Origin of the sequence: Shewanella sp. TC10 (assembly GCF_009663145.1) — a bacterium.
Lineage (GTDB): Bacteria > Pseudomonadota > Gammaproteobacteria > Enterobacterales > Shewanellaceae > Shewanella.
In genome coordinates this window covers 53,626-70,809 of the sequence record NZ_VKHR01000002.1, presented here as the reverse complement: position 1 = coordinate 70,809, position 17,184 = coordinate 53,626, and the positions used below count along the sequence as shown (strand labels likewise).

The following is a 17,184-nucleotide window of genomic DNA, read 5'->3' as shown; positions in this document are numbered from 1 at the left end:
TTTGATCACGTCTATGTCACAAAATTCTCTCACAATAACCTAATTAGATTAGATGCTCTAATCGCAATCGTATCAGTAACAAATAAAATAAAGGAATAGATATGAAGTTGTCAGTGACGAGACGTGATTTTTTAGCGATGTCTTCAAAAGGTGTTGGAGCTGTGGTTGTCTCATGTGGATTAATGGGCTGCGTTTTTGATGATGACGATGAAAAGAGCGTTAAAGCAGACTTTCTTCATGGTGTAGCAAGTGGTGATCCTACTCACGATGCGATTATTTTATGGACCAGAGCCACACCAGAAAATTCGCAAGATAACGAAGTGAAAGTGTCATGGGAAGTGGCTACAGATGAAAGTTTTGACTCAGTAGTGACTGATGGACAAATGGTCACGACACTAGAAAAAGACTTTATTGTTAAAGTTGATGCCGTTGGTTTAGAAGCGGGCACAATTTATTATTATCGTTTTAAAACATCGAATAAGGTGTCTGTTGTTGGACAAGGGCGCACCTTACCTGAAGGCGCGGTGAGTGCGGCTAAATTTGCTGTCATGTCATGCGCTAATTATCCAGCCGGTTATTTTAATGTATATGAATTAGCTGCTCAACAAGATGATTTAGATGCAGTGATCCATCTTGGGGATTACATTTACGAATATGCTCGCGGTGAATATGCCAGTGAAAAAGCCGCAGAGTATGATCGACAAGTGCTACCCGAAGGTGAGCTATTCACATTGGCCGATTACCGTACTCGTTATGGCCAGTATCGCACTGACTCAAGTTTGCAAAAACTGCATTCTGCCGTCGCATTTATTACTGTTTGGGATGATCATGAAGTCGCAAACGATACATGGCGTGATGGCGCTGAAAACCATAATGATGACGAAGGTGATTTCGACACAAGAAAGCAAGCGGCGTTGCAAGCTTACTTTGAATGGTTGCCGATTAGACCATGGACAGAAGGTAACCATGAGGAAATCTACCGTAGTTTTGCATACGGGGACTTAGTTGATTTACATATGCTGGATACTCGTGTGTTAGCCCGCGATAAACAACTGGAATATGCCACTTATACAGATCCTGCAATAGGTGCATTTGATAGCCAGCAGTTTATGGCTGATGTCACCAATACAGAGCGAACCTTGCTAGGACAAGAACAGTTATTATGGCTGCAAAGCTCATTATTACAATCAACGGCAAAATGGCAAGTATTAGGGCAACAAGTGCTTATGGGCAGTATGTTATTGCCTGCGGCGATTGCAACGCAGCAAATGAGTATTCCTGATTTTGCTCGTTTAGGTGGATTAGCGCAATTAGCAGCAAGAGCGCAAGCAGGTGACCCAACACTCACCGCTGAAGAGTTAGCCTATTTACAAGAGAACCAAGCTGAACTGACAGATGAAGTGCTAGCGTTACTGCAATTACCTGCTATTCCATACAATTTAGATGCGTGGGATGGCTATGCTTATGAACGTGAAGTCATTTTCGCGTCAGCTAAGTCTATGGGACATAACTTGGTTGTTATCGCAGGTGATACTCATAATGCATGGGCGAGTGACTTAACTGATGCCGCTGGGGATACTGTTGGGGTTGAGTTTGCAACGAGTTCAGTGACATCACCAGGTCTTGAATATTATTTAGGCTTACCTGACGAGCAAATTCCAGCAACAGAAGCGGCTTTGGTGGATCTTGTTACTAATCTTAGATACACCAATATTAAAGATCGTGGCTTGCTATTACTGACATTTACTCAAGATGAGGTAAAAAGTGAATGGATGTATGTGGATACTATTGCTAGCAAGACCTTCACTGAAAACTCATCTCGCTCATACTCAGTTACCAGCGCCGCGGGAAATCCTGCCATAAATTAAAGTGAACCTTTGGTTTAAGGTGACATTTTTAAAGTACGTTTGAGTGAATAGTAAAGCTACCTATTAGGTAGCTTTTTTGTTTACTGAGCTTCTAATTTACTAACTTTAGCTATTAATCCTTGTTAATGAACCTCTAAAAACCTTCACACTCTATTCATTGAGCTTGGCAGCTCAAACTGATACGAAGTGCTATCAGAAGAGTCATGTTTATTGTTGTTGATAATAAGAATTTATCTTGAGGGTAAATGTTAGTGGCGAGGTTGGTGCTGGAAATGTAAGCAGAAAACATGTTAGCTTAATCTAAATGATTAAATGCTCACCTAATGATGAGTGAAGTTGTGGTCGTTATAAAGGGAAGGTTATGCCAAGGATGTCGAATAAAAAATTGTTGAATCCATATTTCAACAAACAGCTATTTAGCTCGTTATATATAAAGCAGTTGCTTAAAAGCTCATTTCTTAAAAGCTCATTTCTTAAAAACTCATTACTTAAAAGCTTGCGACTTAAAAGTACATTGCTAGGCCCTCAGTTTAATTCAAAATTTATATTGTCTGCTGGGATGTTAAGTTGCTCTTTATTGAGTGCTTGTAGCTCAACTACATCAACACCCTCAGCGGCTTTATTACCAATGCCCGAAACTGCGAGCTATTTCATCAAGTCCGAAACACCAACAACAGTGCCTTCAATTGAAAGTTTGTCGGCTCTTTTGCCAGAACAAGAACAAGAGCTTAATGAATTTATAGCCCGTGACGATATTGCCTTTTTGTCGAAAAGGCATCAAGTTGCCCGATTTATTGAAGATAAAATGACTAACTTTAATTATGAGGGCTTAAATTACACGACTTCTCAGGCTTGGCAGCAACGCTCTGGTAACTGTATGGCATTGGCAATGATGACCTATGGGGTTGCAAAATACTTAGACGTTAGGGCTGTATTTCAAGTCGTTCACTCGGCACCATTATTAACGCATATTTCTAATGACCTTATTGTAACCTCTGATCATGTTCGAACATTTTTGTATGAAACAGATGCCGGTGGCGTGTATTTAAACGGTAGTGAATTTACAGTGATTGACTACTTCCCTGATAGCAACGATCGTACTGGTGGGGTGGTGAGTGAGAATGAATTTATTGCAATGTTTTATCGTAACCTTGCTGCTGATGCTTTATTGGCGGGCGAATTAACCTATGCTTATGCACTTCTTGAGAGAGGGCTGGCCTTGGCTCCTAAGTATGTGCCGTTGATCAATATGATGGCAGTAGTGCATAGGCGTGTTGCCGAACAGCAAATTGCAGATGAGTATTATCAATATGGATTACAGTTTGAGAGTAACTCTTTGACATTACTGAGCAACTATAGCTACTTATTGACATCTCAGGGGAAGCTTGATGAAGCTGAAACGATATACCAGCAGTTATTATCCCTCGAAAATGACACCCCGTATGGTTGGTATTCAATGGGTATTGAAGCATTTTCACTGAAAGACTATTCCGCAGCAGAAACTTACTTTCAAAAGTTCATCAACAATAGCCCTTATTACCATCAAGCTTATTTTGAGTTAGCGAAAGCTTTGACTGCACAAGGTAAAACATTAAAAGCGGAAAAAGCGTTAAACCAAGCGCTTGAGCTAACTTCAATGGATGATAGCCAACAAAAATATCTCGCTAAGCTTAATTGGTTAAAGCAAGGCCGTTAATCGTTTTACCGAATATTTGGGGGGCAGTTTTACTTATAATGTCTAAAGATCGTTAATTAAGGATGTTTACAATGTTTGGTCAATTATTTGTTTTTATCATAGGGATATTAAGCTTAGTGTTGGGCCTTCGAGATGGTGATTATATTTGGGCCCTTTGTGGACTAACCATGACCCTTTCAGGGATTAATCTTATATATAATCTTAAAACAGGTAAGAATATTTGGGATAAACCTAGTGAATAATAACTATTAAAGTGTGGGGATTCACCCAATAAAAAAGCCACATTGCGTGGCTTTTATTTTGTTTAGGGTAAGGTTCAGGATATGGTTAACGCCACTATTTTAAGTGGGTGGTTGTCATCGAAAGAAGGAAAATCTTCATGGCAATGGAGCCATTCTAATGAGGAAACCTGACGACCTTGTTTTTCCACACAACGAATCAAACTATTCAACCAGGCTTCACGTTCTACTTTTGCAACGTTATTACAGCAAACAATAGTACCGCCGTCTTTGGTTGCTAACATTGCAGGTTTAAACAAGCCTTGGTAATCATTGATTAAGTCGACAGTACCAAATGGACTTTTAGCAAAACGAGGTGGATCTAAAAAGACTAAGTCAAACTGAGTTGCAGGGAGTTTAGGGTATTTAGGTAGTTTTTGTCCGCGACGACCACCCACTTTTAAGCCTGCTAGTTGTCTGAGTGCAGGAAAAGCGTCACTTTGGATGAACTCACAAACCTCAGAAACACCATTTAGTTCAGCATTTTTCTTACCAGCAGCCAGTGCAAAAGATGAAAAATCCACATTAACTACTCGGTTGGCACCACCCATAGCAGCAGCGGTACCTATGCCACAAGTGTATGAAAACAAGTTCAATACGCTTTTATCTTGGCTATTGGCTCTAACGTACTCACGCCCGATACGCATATCAAGAAACAGTAATGGGTCTTGGCCTTCATGACGCAACTTCGATGTGAACTTAATACCATTTTCATGGGTAACTTGTTCAGAACAAGCAAATTCATGATGCTCACTTTGCAGGTTATTCTCAATGCGAGAATTACGCTTAGCGCGATCATTATAAATAACCGGTAAGTCATTGAGCTTAGTTAATACTGAGCTGATGTCTTCAAGCTGATCTTCAGTTAACGTTTGATGAAATGTTTGAATAAGCCAAGCGTTACCATAACGATCAATATTGAGCCCGTTCTCGCCTTCGACAGTGCCATGAAAAAGTCGAAAACAGTCAGTGTTGTTGAGTTCTGCATGGGTAAGAAACTCAGCCCGTTGGTTAATGGCTTGGGTAAGGGAAGACTGCAAAGACATAGGTAGCTGCTCAGTAAAGAAATAGAAACAAGCGGTAATTATATCAAGCTTATTTGCTGCTGTGGGTAAAAGCTTAATTAAAAGCGAGTACAGAGGAAGTTAAGTGCCGCTTAACACAAAATATGGGCCTGATTAGAAACGCAAATCTTACTATGGTAAGAAGACTTTAAAGGTTTTATCGGCAACAATTTTACCATTTAGCTCTAGTGTCATTCGCCAGTTACCAACTTTATTACTCACTGGCGACCAAATACAGTCGCCTAAGTAAAACTTCCAATCGTTTTCTTTGATAAACACTTCACCATCAAATGGTGGCCGAACATTGCCATCGGCATCAGGAATATTAGGGTGGTAAATACAGTATTTAAGCACTTGGTTTTTGGCTTTTTTAATTCGAGTTACAAAGCCAAACTCCATATCTATTACGGCCGGCACATGAACCGTCGCCTCTAAAAATCGAGGAAGCTCGTTACTGTCAGAATCCCATTGACTGAAGATGCCTGACTGGATAATGCTGATATCTGCTTTTAATTTACTCATGAAGGTTTACTTTATCGATGGGTATTGGCTGAAGTTACTCAGCTGATGATAAATGCTTAATCGCTGCTTGCATTGCAAACTCATAGCCTTGAATGCCTAATCCGCAAATCACCCCAACAGCTTTATCAGAAAGGTAAGAGTGATGTCTAAATGGCTCGCGGGAATGAACATTTGAGATATGGACTTCAATAAAAGGAATATTCACGCCAAGCAAAGCATCGCGCAGTGCCACGCTAGTGTGAGTAAACGCAGCAGGGTTGATCACAATAAACTGTGCATCGGTTGCATGAATCGCATCGATAAGCTCAAACTCAGCGTTAGATTGTATATGATCGAAGGCAACACCTGCAGCACTTGCTTGGGCTTTAGCGTTGTTAACGATAGTGTCTAAATTGTCACTACCATATAGCCCAGGCTCACGACGACCTAATAAATTTAAATTAGGGCCATTCACTAATAAAATTTTGGCTTGAGTCGTCATTGAGGTTCCTTGCTAAATAATTGAGTTGCCGATAATACGCTGTATCTAATCTATGTTTAATAAGCTTATGTCAGTGTAATTTATCACGTTAATGATGACCAAGCGGGGAATTATTTTCATGATTCATAAAATAACTCAATCAGTAAGTACATCGACTTGCCTTAATAATCGCCTTTACCGCTGCGCAATGCTTTGGTCGCTCCGCGTTTCTTTTTTGAATCAACTCGGCGGCGTTGGCTTCCCTTGGTTGCCTTTGTGGGAATACGCGCTTTTTGCACAATACCGACACCTTTCACCAGTTCAATAAACTGTTCTAATGCGAGCTGACGATTAAAGTCTTGGCTGCGGCTTTGTTGACATTTGATGATAATTTTTCCGCTCTTGGTTATGCGGTGATCAGCTTTTGCCAACAGCTTTTGCTGGTAAAACTCCGGTAATGAAGACTGTCTGATATCAAAAATAATCTGTGCCGCAGTAGAGACTTTATTAATATGCTGCCCGCCCGCACCACTTGAACGGATGAATTGCCATTCAATTTCATTATCTTCAATGCTGACACGGTTGGTAATATTTATCATTTGTAGAGTTAACTTAACTATTTTTAGCGCATAAGTGTGTTGAGTTTAACAAACTTTTCTATAGTACAGCTGATAAGATTTGTTACTATCAGCAAGAATATAGGCTGTAATCTGATAAATTCTTTTGTCAGTTAGTCGCATTACCCTTGGAGTTGCTTTATGTTGTGCCAAATCCCAGATATCGCCGAAGGTGTTATTAGTTTATTTGTTAGTGGCCGTTTATCTACTCAAGATTATCAAACTCATCTACAACCGCTAATTACACAATATCGTGAAGACAGTGGCAAAGTCCGCTTATATATTGAAGCAGATGTTTTGTTAGAAGGTTGGGATGTCAGCTCATTATCTGGTGGTGATAAAGTGCAACTACCACATTTTGATGCGCTAGTTTTTGTCGGCGGGCCAGACTGGGTAGGGAATACGGTTAATTTACTTGGACCATTTATGCAAGGCGAAGTAGCTTGGTTCCCATTAGAACAAAAGCAACAAGCGATTAACTGGTTGCAGCAGTAAGTGTTAAGTTCGATTTAAATGAGCGATTAATATTTTAATTAGTTATGTTATTTCAAGGAAGTATGAGTCAATGTTAAATAAAAAAACTGGCCGTTTAGCCGCTAAATTAACTGTTATTTTTGCAGCTGCAGCGTTGATATTAGGGTTGAGTGCTTGCGCACCAGAAGTGGGAAGTGAAGCTTGGTGCAAACAAATGAAAGATAAGCCAAGTGGCGATTGGACTGCCAATGAAGCAGCTGATTATGCCAAGCACTGCGTATTTTAGATTTTAACTAATAAACTGTGATCTAACAGGTTATTAAGATATTTCCCGCTAGTAGATAAAGAACTTTTTGCTAAACTTTGGGTCTTATTGAATGAGAGCTAGTTAGCATAGATTAGCTCTTAATTTATAGTTGCTAGTGATTTTTATTTGTTCATAGCATTAAAGGTTTATTTGTTTGTCTCTATCATCGATAAAGCAATTTGCTAGGTTTATGGTCGCCGTTATGTTGCTGCAATTTATCAGCACTAACTTGGGTGAGCATCAATTGCATCTTGGTGACAGTGAAAATGAGCAAATAAACCATTCACACCTCGTTGTTTCAGCGCCTGCTGATAGCTGTGATAAGGGCGATGATTTAGCCCACTTATTTAATACTAATTCAAACATTGAACGCCACGAACACTTAGAATCTTCTGATACTCAGAACTATGAATTGTGTTTAGATTGTCAATGCCATGGTGGCTATAGTGCAACGATTGATGTCGTTGCTCATTTACTGCCTGCTGCCATTATTTCTGAGTCACCTCAAACTTTTATCCAAGCTTATATCCCACCGGATTCTCGCCTAAGTTACCGCCCTCCCATTGCGTAATCAGTTAATTCTATAACTGATTAACTCTGCAAATTTAAAACTTGTTTAGCTTTTTGTCGCTGGTATTGCAGTGCATGTTTGCGCATTAATACCTTCAGTAGCGCTTGGCACTAATTTTCGCTCATAAGTCATTCGCGCTCGGGCATTAGCTAGCGAACAGTAATGACTTGCGTTTAGTACAAGCGGTCATCGCCATAAATATTGCTTATACAGAATCCAAAAGTTTTGCTTGTTAATCATCACTTAATTTTACAGTTTTGACCTATGTCGAAACGAGAATAAATGATGAAAAAATCGATTTTTGCCTCAGCGCTGATTGTACATTTCTGTGCAATGACTTCCTCTGCTAAAGCAGCTAGTGACCGAGTTTTTATTGGTCCAGTTTCTATTGTTCAATTACTTATTGAACAAACACTTAGCGATCAAACTTATAGCGCTCAAAGGTCCAGTAGTTGCGGGGTTTTATTCAACATTACTTCTAAAATTTAGCTCCAAAAATTAAGCGGAATCTAAGCAATTCGCCAATCATTTTTCAATAAAAGTATTCCGTCGTTATTCGCATTATTGCAGTGACTGTAACAGCAATAATGCCTGCGGGTAGCGACTTGAAAGGTAACACTATGAAGACTCAATTTTTAACACTAACTCATATTAGGCTAGCGATTATTTCAGTAGCCCTAATGACATCGTTAGCTTTAGCAAGCACGGCGTGGACTGCTCAAGCCGATGAAGGGGAACATGGACATGCCCACAATGAAATAGCAACAAATGACCAGAGCGATTCAGTGGTCGATGAACCTAGCCCTAGTTACAAACCTGGCAGTAAACGAAGCGATTTACTTAATAAAGGAATTAGCAAAGAACTTAATACAGAACTCAATGAACAGCCCAATGAACAGCATAGCGAAGCTTTATTTTTAACTGCGCAGCAGCAACAGCTTGCAGGTATCGAAGTCGTCAATTTATCCAGCAGCACATTTAATTTAGATGATGTAGCCACAGCCACATTAATCGTTGATCGCGATCGCACCATGACATTAGCCCCACAACTTGATGTCAGAGTATTAAAGCGTTATGTGGTACCTGGACAATTAGTCAATCAAGGACAAGTGTTACTGACCTTAGGTGGCGCGGCAGTGGCGCAAGCGCAAGCCGATTATATTAACGCGGCAGCTGAATGGGACAGGATTAAGCGTATGAGCCAAAACACGGTGAGTGAAAGCCAACGTTTAGAGGCGCAAGTGCAAGCAGAGCTCACCCGCGCGAATCTTGAAGCGTTAAAAATGACTCGCGTGCAAATTAACGCTTTAGTTAGCCAGCCAGAATCCATTGGCAGTTATCAATTATTAGCACCAATTAATGGTCGTGTGCAGCAGGATATTGCCATGTTAGGTCAGGTATCCGCTGGTGGAACACCGTTAATGCAGCTTACCGATGAATCACACTTGTGGGTTCAAGCTCAGTTGTCAGCCCACCAAGCGGAGGGGATTAGTAGAGGCGATAAAGCCTTAGTCAAAGTCGATGGTTTATCTATTGAGGGCACTATTATTGGCCGCTCTCATGAACTTGATTTGGTTACCCGAACTGAACAAGTGCTCGTCAGCATTGATAACAGCAAATATAGATTACATGCAGGCCAATTTGCTGAGTTGTACTTACCAAGTGCATTGAGTGGTGGAGTGATATTACCTGATGCAGCTTTAACACGCGGAGCTGATGGCCATTGGCAGGTGTTTATACAAGATGCTGATGGTTTTGAAGCGATTGAAGTTGAGGTAGTTGAAAGCCAACGTGGGATGAATATGGTCACTGGAATAACCGCCAACAGCCGAGTAGTGGTGAGTGGTGCTTTTCTCTTAGGCTCTGAACTTGCGAAAGCAGGTTTTGATATCCATAACCACTAGGAGCCACTAATGCTACAGAAATTAATTGAAGCAGCGGTGAAAAACCGGTTGCTAGTGGGCTTGGCATTGTTATTTATTGGTGTCGCCAGCGTATTTATGCTGCCCAAATTAAACTTGGATGCATTTCCTGATGTAACCAATGTGCAAGTGACAGTGAACACTGAAGCTGAGGGACTCGCTGCTGAAGAGGTTGAAAAGCTGATCAGTTACCCTGTGGAATCAGCTATGTACGCCTTACCTGAAGTCACTGAGGTAAGGTCATTATCTCGTACTGGATTGTCGATAGTCACTGTGGTGTTTGCTGAAGGCACCGATATTTATTTTGCTCGTCAGCAGGTGTTTGAGCAGTTACAAGCAGCCAAAGAGATGATCCCAGATGGCGTTGGCGTACCAGAAATTGGTCCTAATACATCTGGTTTAGGGCAAATTTATCAGTATATTTTACGGGCAACCCCAGAGTCAGGCGTTGATGCAGCAGAGCTTCGTAGTATCAATGATTACTTAGTGAAGCTGATTTTAATGCCGGTCGAAGGGGTGACAGAGGTGTTGTCATTTGGTGGCGATGTTCGCCAATATCAAGTGAAAATCGACCCGAATAAATTATTAAGCTACGGCTTATCTATGTCCCAAGTCACCGAGGCGCTTGAAAGCAATAACCGCAATGCGGGTGGTTGGTTTATGCCCCAAGGTCAAGAGCAACTGGTTGTACGAGGTTATGGTTTATTGCCATCGGGTCAAGCGGGCTTAAAGGCGATAGGGCAAATTCCATTAACCGAAGTCACTGGTACGCCAATTCGTGTTACTGATATTGCCAAGGTGGAATATGGCCGTGAAATCCGTGTAGGCGCGGTTACTTTTACCCGTAAAGAGCAAAATCCAGTAAATGGCAAAACCGAAGTTAATGCCATGGGCGAAGTCGTTGCTGGCGTCGTACTTAAACGCATGGGCGCGAATACCAAAGCCACCATTGATGACATCAATCAGCGTGTTAGTTTAATTGAACAAGCACTACCAAAAGGCGTCTCATTTGAGGTGTTTTATGACCAATCTGATTTAGTTACGCAAGCGGTTACCACAGTGATTGATGCACTGTTAATGGCCTTTGTGTTTATCGTGATTATTCTGGCCTTATTCTTGGTGAATTTACGTGCCACGCTATTAGTGCTGCTATCCATTCCGATATCGATTGGGTTAGCGTTAATGATCATGTCTTACTTTGGTTTGTCGGCTAATTTAATGTCGCTTGGTGGCCTAGCGGTAGCTATTGGCATGTTGGTTGATGGCTCAGTCGTAATGGTTGAGAATATTTTTAAACAATTAACTCAAGAGGAAAACAGTTCAGATCCAACAGCGGCTAAAGTTATGCGAGCGGCTAAAGAAGTGTGCAGTCCTATCTTCTTTGCTACCGCAATTATTATCGTAGTATTTGCGCCGCTATTCACCCTAGAAGGGGTTGAAGGCAAGTTATTTCAGCCAATGGCGGTAAGTATTATTTTAGCGATGATATCGGCATTGTTAGTTGCACTGATTGCGGTTCCTGCAATGGCAGTCTACTTATTTAATCGCGGTGTCACGCTCAAGCAAAGCCCAATCTTGACCCCAATTGAACAAGGGTATCGGCGGTTGCTTTTGGCGGTAATGCATAAACCTGCAGCTGTGATGGGAACTGCTGCAACATTATTTATCGCTAGTATGTTGTTAGTGCCAAAACTTGGCACTGAGTTTGTCCCTGAACTTGAAGAGGGTACTATTAACTTGCGGGTGACTTTAGCACCTACTGCGAGTTTGCAAACCTCCCTAGATATAGCACCAAAAATTGAAGCGATATTAATGGCATTCCCCGAGGTGGAATATGCATTAAGCCGCATTGGTGCACCTGAACTTGGCGGCGACCCTGAGCCGGTGAGTAACATTGAAATCTATATTGGCCTTAAACCTGTTGAGCAGTGGCAAAGTGCTGATAACCGATATGAATTACAGCATTTAATGGAAGATAAACTGAGTGTGTTTCCTGGTTTGCTGTTTACCTTTTCACAACCGATTGCCACCAGAGTTGATGAACTGTTATCAGGAGTGAAAGCCCAATTAGCGATTAAAGTTTTTGGGCCAGATCTTAATGTCTTGTCTGAAAAGGGACAGCAACTTACTGAGCTTGTTAGTGGAATTGAAGGCGCGGTAGATGTGTCGCTTGAGCAAGTCAGCGGTGAGGCTCAATTGGTCGTTAGGCCATTAAGAGAGCAATTGGCGCGTTACGGTATTAGTGTCGATCAAGTGATGAGCCTTGTGAGTCAAGGTATAGGTGGTGTGAGCGCAGGACAAGTCATTGACGGTAACGCCCGCTACGATATCAATGTGCGTTTAGCTAAAACTTACCGCAGCTCACCCGATGCACTTAGAGATTTGATTTTACGTGGTGCCAATGGCGCGCAAGTTCGTTTAGGTGATGTGGCACAAGTAGGGGTAGAAATGGCGCCGCCGAATATTCGCCGTGATGATGTGCAGCGCCGCGTTGTAGTACAAGCCAACGTTTCAGGGCGTGATATGGGATCTGTGGTTGAGGATATATATGCCATAGTGCCAAAGGCAGAGTTACCAGCAGGTTACACTGTGGTGGTTGGTGGTCAATATGAGAACCAACAACGCGCACAGCAAAAGCTGATGCTAGTGGTGCCAGTATCCATAGTATTAATTGCCTTGCTGCTGTATTTCTCATTCGGCTCAATCAAACAGGTAGGCTTAATTATGGCCAATGTACCACTGGCGTTAATTGGCGGGGTGGTTGCTTTATATAGTACAGGCACCTATTTGTCAGTGTCGAGTTCTATCGGTTTTATCACCTTATTCGGTGTGGCGGTGTTAAATGGCGTGGTGCTGGTGGATGCGATTAATCAGCGACGTGCACATGTTAGAAATGTGGAAGGTGGTGAGAGCTTAATTGAGAGTGTCTACGAAGGCACAGTTGGCCGATTGCGGCCTGTGCTAATGACCGCGCTCACTTCTGCGCTAGGGTTAATCCCCATTTTGTTGTCGTCAGGTGCCGGCAGCGAAATTCAGCAGCCATTAGCCGTGGTGATCATCGGCGGACTGTTTAGTTCCACAGCACTGACGCTGTTGGTACTGCCGACCATGTATTTGTGGCTGTATAAAAGTAAATCGTAAATTGCTTATCGTATTCTAAAAAGCCCAATCTTAAGATTGGGCTTTTTTATGACAACAATCCCTTTTTGAATGTATCTATGTATTAAGCTCGCTCAAATAGGTTGCGGATACAGTTATATTTTTAGCATTTTATGAAAATCTTTCATTCTTTGTTGGCGATATCGGTATGGGTAAGACTAAATTCTTACGACTATTCTACATCTTGACTTTGCTAACCTCATAAGTGATTATCGATGGCTAATTAAAAATCGTAACTGTTAACAAAAAGTTATTAATAAACAAAGGTTTTTAATCATATCCTAATATAAGGGCGTGATTGAAATTAAGGGGAAGGCTATGTTTTATCGTGCGTTGATACTGTCTTTGTTACTAGTGTTGCCAACTGCGGTTAAAGCCGAAAATTATTCAATAGGTACGGGTGGTCAAAGTGGTATTTATTACCCATTTGGCGGTGCGTTAGCTAAGGTGTGGTCTGATGAAGTTCCACAGGTTAATGTCAAAGCTGAAGTGACAGCTGCGTCTGTTGAAAACACCATTAAAGTGGTTCGCGGCGATATGATTGCAGGTATTGCGATGGGCAATGTTGTGCTTGATGCTTATAAAGGTGAAGGAAAGTTTAGAAGTGCCATGCCAGTGAATACACTGTTTGCACTGTATCCAAATCTTGTACATGCCATTAGCCTTGAAAAGTCGGGTATTAGCTCGCTTGCCGATCTTAAAGGTAAACGTATTTCATTAGGCGCTCCTGCCAGTGGTACAGCTGTGACCTCTGCTGCATTACTTGAGTCTATTGGTATTGATGTGAAAAAAGACATCACAGCGGTGTACCTAAACTATTCAGAAACCACTAATGCATTAGCCAATGGCCAAATTGATGCTGGCTTTATTGTTGGCGGTCAAGGTGTTGGCGCTGTTACTCAAGTGGCGTTAACCCATAAAGTGAACATTATTCCTGTTTCTGCTGAAGAAAGTGCGGCGTTTATTAAGCAGAACGCTGCTTACAGTAGCTACACAATCCCTGCTGATGTGTACAACAATGTAGGCGAAGTGCCGACGTTAAGTGTGTGGAATGTCATTGTTGTTAGCGCCAAAATGAGCGATGAAATGGCGTTTAATTTAACTAAAGCAGCATTTGAAAATATGTCAGAAGTGCAAAAAGTGGTTAAGGTTGCTGAAGCAACAACCCCTGAGAATGCTGACCGCTTGCAAGGTGTGCCATTACATCCAGGTGCGCAAAAATATATAGATAGCCTTAAGTAATCTTAATTAAGTCATCTTTGAGTGACGAGCTTAAGCTAGATTTACCATCTTATGGTGAGTGTTAGAAACACAAAGGCAACTTATGGTTGCCTTTGTATATTTAGGTCAATGATTGTGGCTTAACTCAATCATTGGCACAGAGGAAAAACTATGACCCAAGAACAAGGCAAAAAAGCCGAGCAGTATGTGAGTGGGGATAATGAGCAACAGGTCGATATTGACGCAGGTGTTGCCAGCGCTCTTCCTTATGAAAGAACCGTTAAAATTATTGGCTACACGACGCTAGTTATCGCAGTACTCTTATCATCATTTCAAATCTGGCAAGGTATTACCTCAACGATATCAGCAACCTATTTCCGTCCAGTTCATTTGTGTTGGGTGCTGATACTGATTTTTTTACATTATCCACTAGTTAAAAATCGTCGTAAAAAAGGCTATATGCTTGGCAGGGTATTTGATCTTGCGTTGTGTGGCGTGACCGTGTTTGCTGGTTATCGGATGTCGATCTTTGATTACAACGATATTGACCATTTGCTTTATGGTTTAGGCACAGCCGACTTAGTCGCAGGTAGTGCATTATTACTTTTATTATTAGAAGGTTGTAGACGTACCGTTGGTTGGGTAATGGTATTGATTGCGGGTATTTTTTTAGCTTACAGTGGCTTTGGCGACTTATTACCAGGCGCGATGGCAACCAAAGCGTACTCGCTACAAGAATTGATTCAATTTCAAATATATTCTGCTAATGGTGTGTTTGGATCCGCCTTAGGTATTGCAGCGACTACCGTGTTTATTTTCGTATTATTTGGTGCCTTTTTAGAGGTCACTGGCGCTGGTAAGTTCTTTATTGATCTAGCCTTTTCGATTGCTGGTAAATATCGCGGCGGCCCAGCGAAAGCAGCCGTATTGGCATCTGCTGGACTTGGTTCGATTTCAGGATCGGCAATTGCAAACACAGTAACCACTGGCGCAGTGACGATTCCAATGATGAAAAAACTGGGTTATACCCCAGAGCAATCGGCAGGTATTGAAGCATCAGCATCGACAGGCGGGCAAATTATGCCACCGATTATGGGGGCTGGCGCCTTTGTGATGGCACAGTTTACCGGAGTGCCATATAGCGACATTATGCTGGCATCTATTGCACCCGCTATTTTGTATTTTTTCTGTACCTTACTTTATGTGCATTTAATGGCATGTAAGCTAAACCTTAAAGCCGCGAGTCGAACAGAAGCGGTTATAGAAGTGATGAAGCAAGGAGCACATCATTTAATTCCGTTAGTGATTATTACTGTGCTACTAATGATGGCTTACTCGCCTTTATTGGTTGGTGTCGCAGGTTGCGCCGCGATTCTGGTTACTGCGGCGCTACGTAAACATAGCCGAATTGGCCTTAAAAAGTTTATTGAAGGCATGAAAAATGGTGCGCTATTAGCGTTGCCAATTTCAGTTGCTTGTGGCGCTGCGGGCATCATTGTTGGTGTAGTAGGGCAAACAGGTATTGGACTGCAATTTACTCAATTTGTGATGGATTTTTCCGGCGGTTACATGTTGGTAGCGCTTGGGTTAATCAGTATTGTGGCGTTAGTGTTAGGCATGGGATTACCTGTGACTGCTGCTTACATTGTACTTGCTGTTATGGCTGTGCCAATGCTGGGTGACTTTGGTTTACCATTACTGACAGCGCACTTAATTGTGTTTTGGTTATCGCAAACTTCAAATGTGACTCCGCCGATTGCGCTGGCTGCATTTGCTGGAGCAGGGGTGGCAAATGCCAACCCAATGAAGTCATCAGTTGAGGCGTTTAAGCTAGCAGGCGGCTTGTTCATAATCCCAATTATGATGGCCTATACCGATTTGCTTAACCCTGATGCAGGCATGATGGCATTTACTTTTGCGATTATTCAGACCGCTAGCATTATCGTGGCTATTGCAATATCGATTGAAGGTTACCTTTTACGTCCTCTTTCAACGGTTGAGCGACTGGTTGCAATCACCACAGTCCCTTGGGTGTTGTTTAATCCATTTGGCACTGGTTTTATAGGTGTGGCAGTTGTACTGGGGTTAATGGCTGTACAATGGAAAACGCTAAATAAAGCAGTGGTTTAGCAGGACTAGTTAACAATATAGGTTTAGCTTGAACGGCTAAACCTATTTTTTATCTACATAAAACCACATCGGTGGCTAACAACCTGAAATATCTACAGTTAACGTATAAGTGGTATCTGAACCATTGGTGCCAGTTGGTTCAATATAACGAACATGACAGTTTATCGTTTCATCATCTAAATCATAACCATAGCGAACATTAGACGAACCCACTTCAACATTAGGTGTACAGGTTCCACTACCAAAACAGAAGTCAATTTCAGAGCCTATATCAAGCATTTCTGGGAGTCCGCCACCCGCATTTTCGCCAAAGGCTTCCGGATAGCCTAGCTTCATTTCAATGATTTCACCGTTGTAGTCAATTACGCTGCGATCGTCTTTCTCAACCCCATCAATTGCTGCTCGAGAGTAGGCTAAATCCAGTGATGATTGTATTGCTGCTTTAACACCTTGAACGGTGGAGATTTTGGCATCACTTTGTAAATTGATGAATTTTGGCGCAGCAACGACAGCTAAAATGCCAAGAATAATAATCACTACTACTAACTCAATTAGGGTAAAACCCTTGTTACTTTTTGAGTCGATAGTCATTGAAGATAAAGTCTTAGAGGTGGCGTTAATGGTCATCTTTTAAATCCCTAAATTGAAACGCAAATTCGTTTTTTATCGTTATTTTTAGCTCCCCTAATCCATTCTAGGGCGCAAAAGAAGCTCAATCTTTAGCCTCTATAATATAGCGTTCACGAGAATGTCATACTCAATACTGTTCACACTATTTTTGTTTATTAAGCTTGACTGATATTTGGCGAATTTTAAAGCAAATCAGCAAAATGCGTAAGTAAATATGACTTATTCATATAATTAGTGTTTTTTCAATGGTTTAATGAATGAGGCT

At 41.6% G+C, this 17,184-nt stretch carries 15 protein-coding genes; 10 read left to right on the top strand and 5 right to left on the bottom strand.

Annotated elements, in window-relative coordinates; translation table 11 throughout:
- Window positions 1-101 precede the first annotated feature (101 nt).
- The 3 genes from FNZ24_RS00985 (at window position 102) to FNZ24_RS21445 (ending at window position 3,806) form a co-directional block, all read left to right on the top strand.
- The gene (locus tag FNZ24_RS00985) at window positions 102-1,868 is read left to right on the top strand and encodes an alkaline phosphatase D family protein (protein ID WP_153912560.1); all 1,767 of its coding nucleotides are present in this window, start codon (window positions 102-104) and stop codon (window positions 1,866-1,868) included.
- A 628-nt stretch (window positions 1,869-2,496) separates the two neighbouring features.
- Window positions 2,497-3,564, top strand: a complete 1,068-nt coding sequence (locus FNZ24_RS00980; protein WP_194944966.1) for a tetratricopeptide repeat protein — start codon at window positions 2,497-2,499, stop codon at window positions 3,562-3,564.
- 71 nt (window positions 3,565-3,635) lie between these two features.
- Entirely contained in the window at window positions 3,636-3,806 is a 171-nt protein-coding gene (locus FNZ24_RS21445; RefSeq protein WP_194944965.1) for a hypothetical protein, read from the top strand.
- A gap of 74 nt (window positions 3,807-3,880) precedes the next feature.
- Here the strand turns inward: FNZ24_RS21445 and FNZ24_RS00975 are convergent, their stop codons facing one another.
- From FNZ24_RS00975 to arfB, 4 genes are all read right to left on the bottom strand, one after another.
- Window positions 3,881-4,888: a class I SAM-dependent rRNA methyltransferase gene (locus FNZ24_RS00975; RefSeq protein ID WP_153912558.1), complete on the bottom strand. Its 1,008-nt coding sequence runs from the start codon at window positions 4,886-4,888 to the stop codon at window positions 3,881-3,883.
- Between the two features lie 150 nt (window positions 4,889-5,038).
- Window positions 5,039-5,428, bottom strand: a complete 390-nt coding sequence (locus tag FNZ24_RS00970; protein ID WP_153912557.1) for a DUF3859 domain-containing protein — start codon at window positions 5,426-5,428, stop codon at window positions 5,039-5,041.
- A 34-nt stretch (window positions 5,429-5,462) separates the two neighbouring features.
- The gene (aroQ, locus tag FNZ24_RS00965) at window positions 5,463-5,909 is read right to left on the bottom strand and encodes a type II 3-dehydroquinate dehydratase (RefSeq protein WP_153912556.1); all 447 of its coding nucleotides are present in this window, start codon (window positions 5,907-5,909) and stop codon (window positions 5,463-5,465) included.
- Window positions 5,910-6,070: 161 nt separating this feature from the next.
- Complete coding sequence (gene arfB / locus FNZ24_RS00960; protein ID WP_153912555.1) at window positions 6,071-6,487, bottom strand: alternative ribosome rescue aminoacyl-tRNA hydrolase ArfB; 417 nt, start codon at window positions 6,485-6,487, stop codon at window positions 6,071-6,073.
- A 159-nt stretch (window positions 6,488-6,646) separates the two neighbouring features.
- On the opposite strand from arfB, the gene FNZ24_RS00955 reads away from it, so the two are divergent.
- The 7 genes from FNZ24_RS00955 to FNZ24_RS00925 all read left to right on the top strand — a co-directional run bounded on the left by FNZ24_RS00955 (window position 6,647) and on the right by FNZ24_RS00925 (window position 16,289).
- Window positions 6,647-7,000 carry an STAS/SEC14 domain-containing protein gene (locus tag FNZ24_RS00955; protein WP_153912554.1) on the top strand — a complete coding sequence of 118 codons (354 nt, stop codon included), beginning with the start codon at window positions 6,647-6,649 and terminating at the stop codon, window positions 6,998-7,000.
- A 70-nt stretch (window positions 7,001-7,070) separates the two neighbouring features.
- The gene (locus FNZ24_RS00950) at window positions 7,071-7,265 is read left to right on the top strand and encodes a DUF3012 domain-containing protein (RefSeq protein WP_153912553.1); all 195 of its coding nucleotides are present in this window, start codon (window positions 7,071-7,073) and stop codon (window positions 7,263-7,265) included.
- Between the two features lie 175 nt (window positions 7,266-7,440).
- Window positions 7,441-7,857, top strand: a complete 417-nt coding sequence (locus FNZ24_RS00945; RefSeq protein WP_153912552.1) for a hypothetical protein — start codon at window positions 7,441-7,443, stop codon at window positions 7,855-7,857.
- Between the two features lie 620 nt (window positions 7,858-8,477).
- Window positions 8,478-9,761: an efflux RND transporter periplasmic adaptor subunit gene (locus FNZ24_RS00940; protein WP_228768326.1), complete on the top strand. Its 1,284-nt coding sequence runs from the start codon at window positions 8,478-8,480 to the stop codon at window positions 9,759-9,761.
- A gap of 9 nt (window positions 9,762-9,770) precedes the next feature.
- Window positions 9,771-12,920: an efflux RND transporter permease subunit gene (locus FNZ24_RS00935; RefSeq protein WP_153912551.1), complete on the top strand. Its 3,150-nt coding sequence runs from the start codon at window positions 9,771-9,773 to the stop codon at window positions 12,918-12,920.
- Between the two features lie 336 nt (window positions 12,921-13,256).
- The gene (locus tag FNZ24_RS00930; RefSeq protein ID WP_153912550.1) at window positions 13,257-14,180 is read left to right on the top strand and encodes a TAXI family TRAP transporter solute-binding subunit; all 924 of its coding nucleotides are present in this window, start codon (window positions 13,257-13,259) and stop codon (window positions 14,178-14,180) included.
- A 150-nt stretch (window positions 14,181-14,330) separates the two neighbouring features.
- On the top strand, window positions 14,331-16,289 hold the full coding sequence (locus FNZ24_RS00925; RefSeq protein ID WP_153912549.1) for a TRAP transporter permease: 1,959 nt from the start codon (window positions 14,331-14,333) through the stop codon (window positions 16,287-16,289).
- A 75-nt stretch (window positions 16,290-16,364) separates the two neighbouring features.
- On the opposite strand, the gene FNZ24_RS21865 is transcribed toward FNZ24_RS00925, so the two are convergent.
- Complete coding sequence (locus FNZ24_RS21865) at window positions 16,365-16,916, bottom strand: prepilin-type N-terminal cleavage/methylation domain-containing protein (RefSeq protein WP_324187460.1); 552 nt, start codon at window positions 16,914-16,916, stop codon at window positions 16,365-16,367.
- Window positions 16,917-17,184: the final 268 nt, after the last annotated feature.

Excerpts from the sequence above, each read along its gene's own strand:
- FNZ24_RS21445 (WP_194944965.1), top strand. The coding sequence starts at position 3,636 with ATGTTTGGTCAATTATTTGTTTTTATCATAGGGATATTAAGCTTAGTG.
- FNZ24_RS00935 (WP_153912551.1), top strand. The coding sequence starts at position 9,771 with ATGCTACAGAAATTAATTGAAGCAGCGGTGAAAAACCGGTTGCTAGTG.
- aroQ (WP_153912556.1), bottom strand. The coding sequence starts at position 5,909 with ATGACGACTCAAGCCAAAATTTTATTAGTGAATGGCCCTAATTTAAAT.
- FNZ24_RS00980 (WP_194944966.1), top strand. The coding sequence starts at position 2,497 with ATGCCCGAAACTGCGAGCTATTTCATCAAGTCCGAAACACCAACAACA.
- FNZ24_RS00925 (WP_153912549.1), top strand. The coding sequence starts at position 14,331 with ATGACCCAAGAACAAGGCAAAAAAGCCGAGCAGTATGTGAGTGGGGAT.
- FNZ24_RS00970 (WP_153912557.1), bottom strand. The coding sequence starts at position 5,428 with ATGAGTAAATTAAAAGCAGATATCAGCATTATCCAGTCAGGCATCTTC.
- FNZ24_RS00940 (WP_228768326.1), top strand. The coding sequence starts at position 8,478 with ATGAAGACTCAATTTTTAACACTAACTCATATTAGGCTAGCGATTATT.
- FNZ24_RS00985 (WP_153912560.1), top strand. The coding sequence starts at position 102 with ATGAAGTTGTCAGTGACGAGACGTGATTTTTTAGCGATGTCTTCAAAA.
- FNZ24_RS00950 (WP_153912553.1), top strand. The coding sequence starts at position 7,071 with ATGTTAAATAAAAAAACTGGCCGTTTAGCCGCTAAATTAACTGTTATT.
- FNZ24_RS21865 (WP_324187460.1), bottom strand. The coding sequence starts at position 16,916 with ATGACCATTAACGCCACCTCTAAGACTTTATCTTCAATGACTATCGAC.
- FNZ24_RS00955 (WP_153912554.1), top strand. The coding sequence starts at position 6,647 with ATGTTGTGCCAAATCCCAGATATCGCCGAAGGTGTTATTAGTTTATTT.
- FNZ24_RS00975 (WP_153912558.1), bottom strand. The coding sequence starts at position 4,888 with ATGTCTTTGCAGTCTTCCCTTACCCAAGCCATTAACCAACGGGCTGAG.
- FNZ24_RS00930 (WP_153912550.1), top strand. The coding sequence starts at position 13,257 with ATGTTTTATCGTGCGTTGATACTGTCTTTGTTACTAGTGTTGCCAACT.
- arfB (WP_153912555.1), bottom strand. The coding sequence starts at position 6,487 with ATGATAAATATTACCAACCGTGTCAGCATTGAAGATAATGAAATTGAA.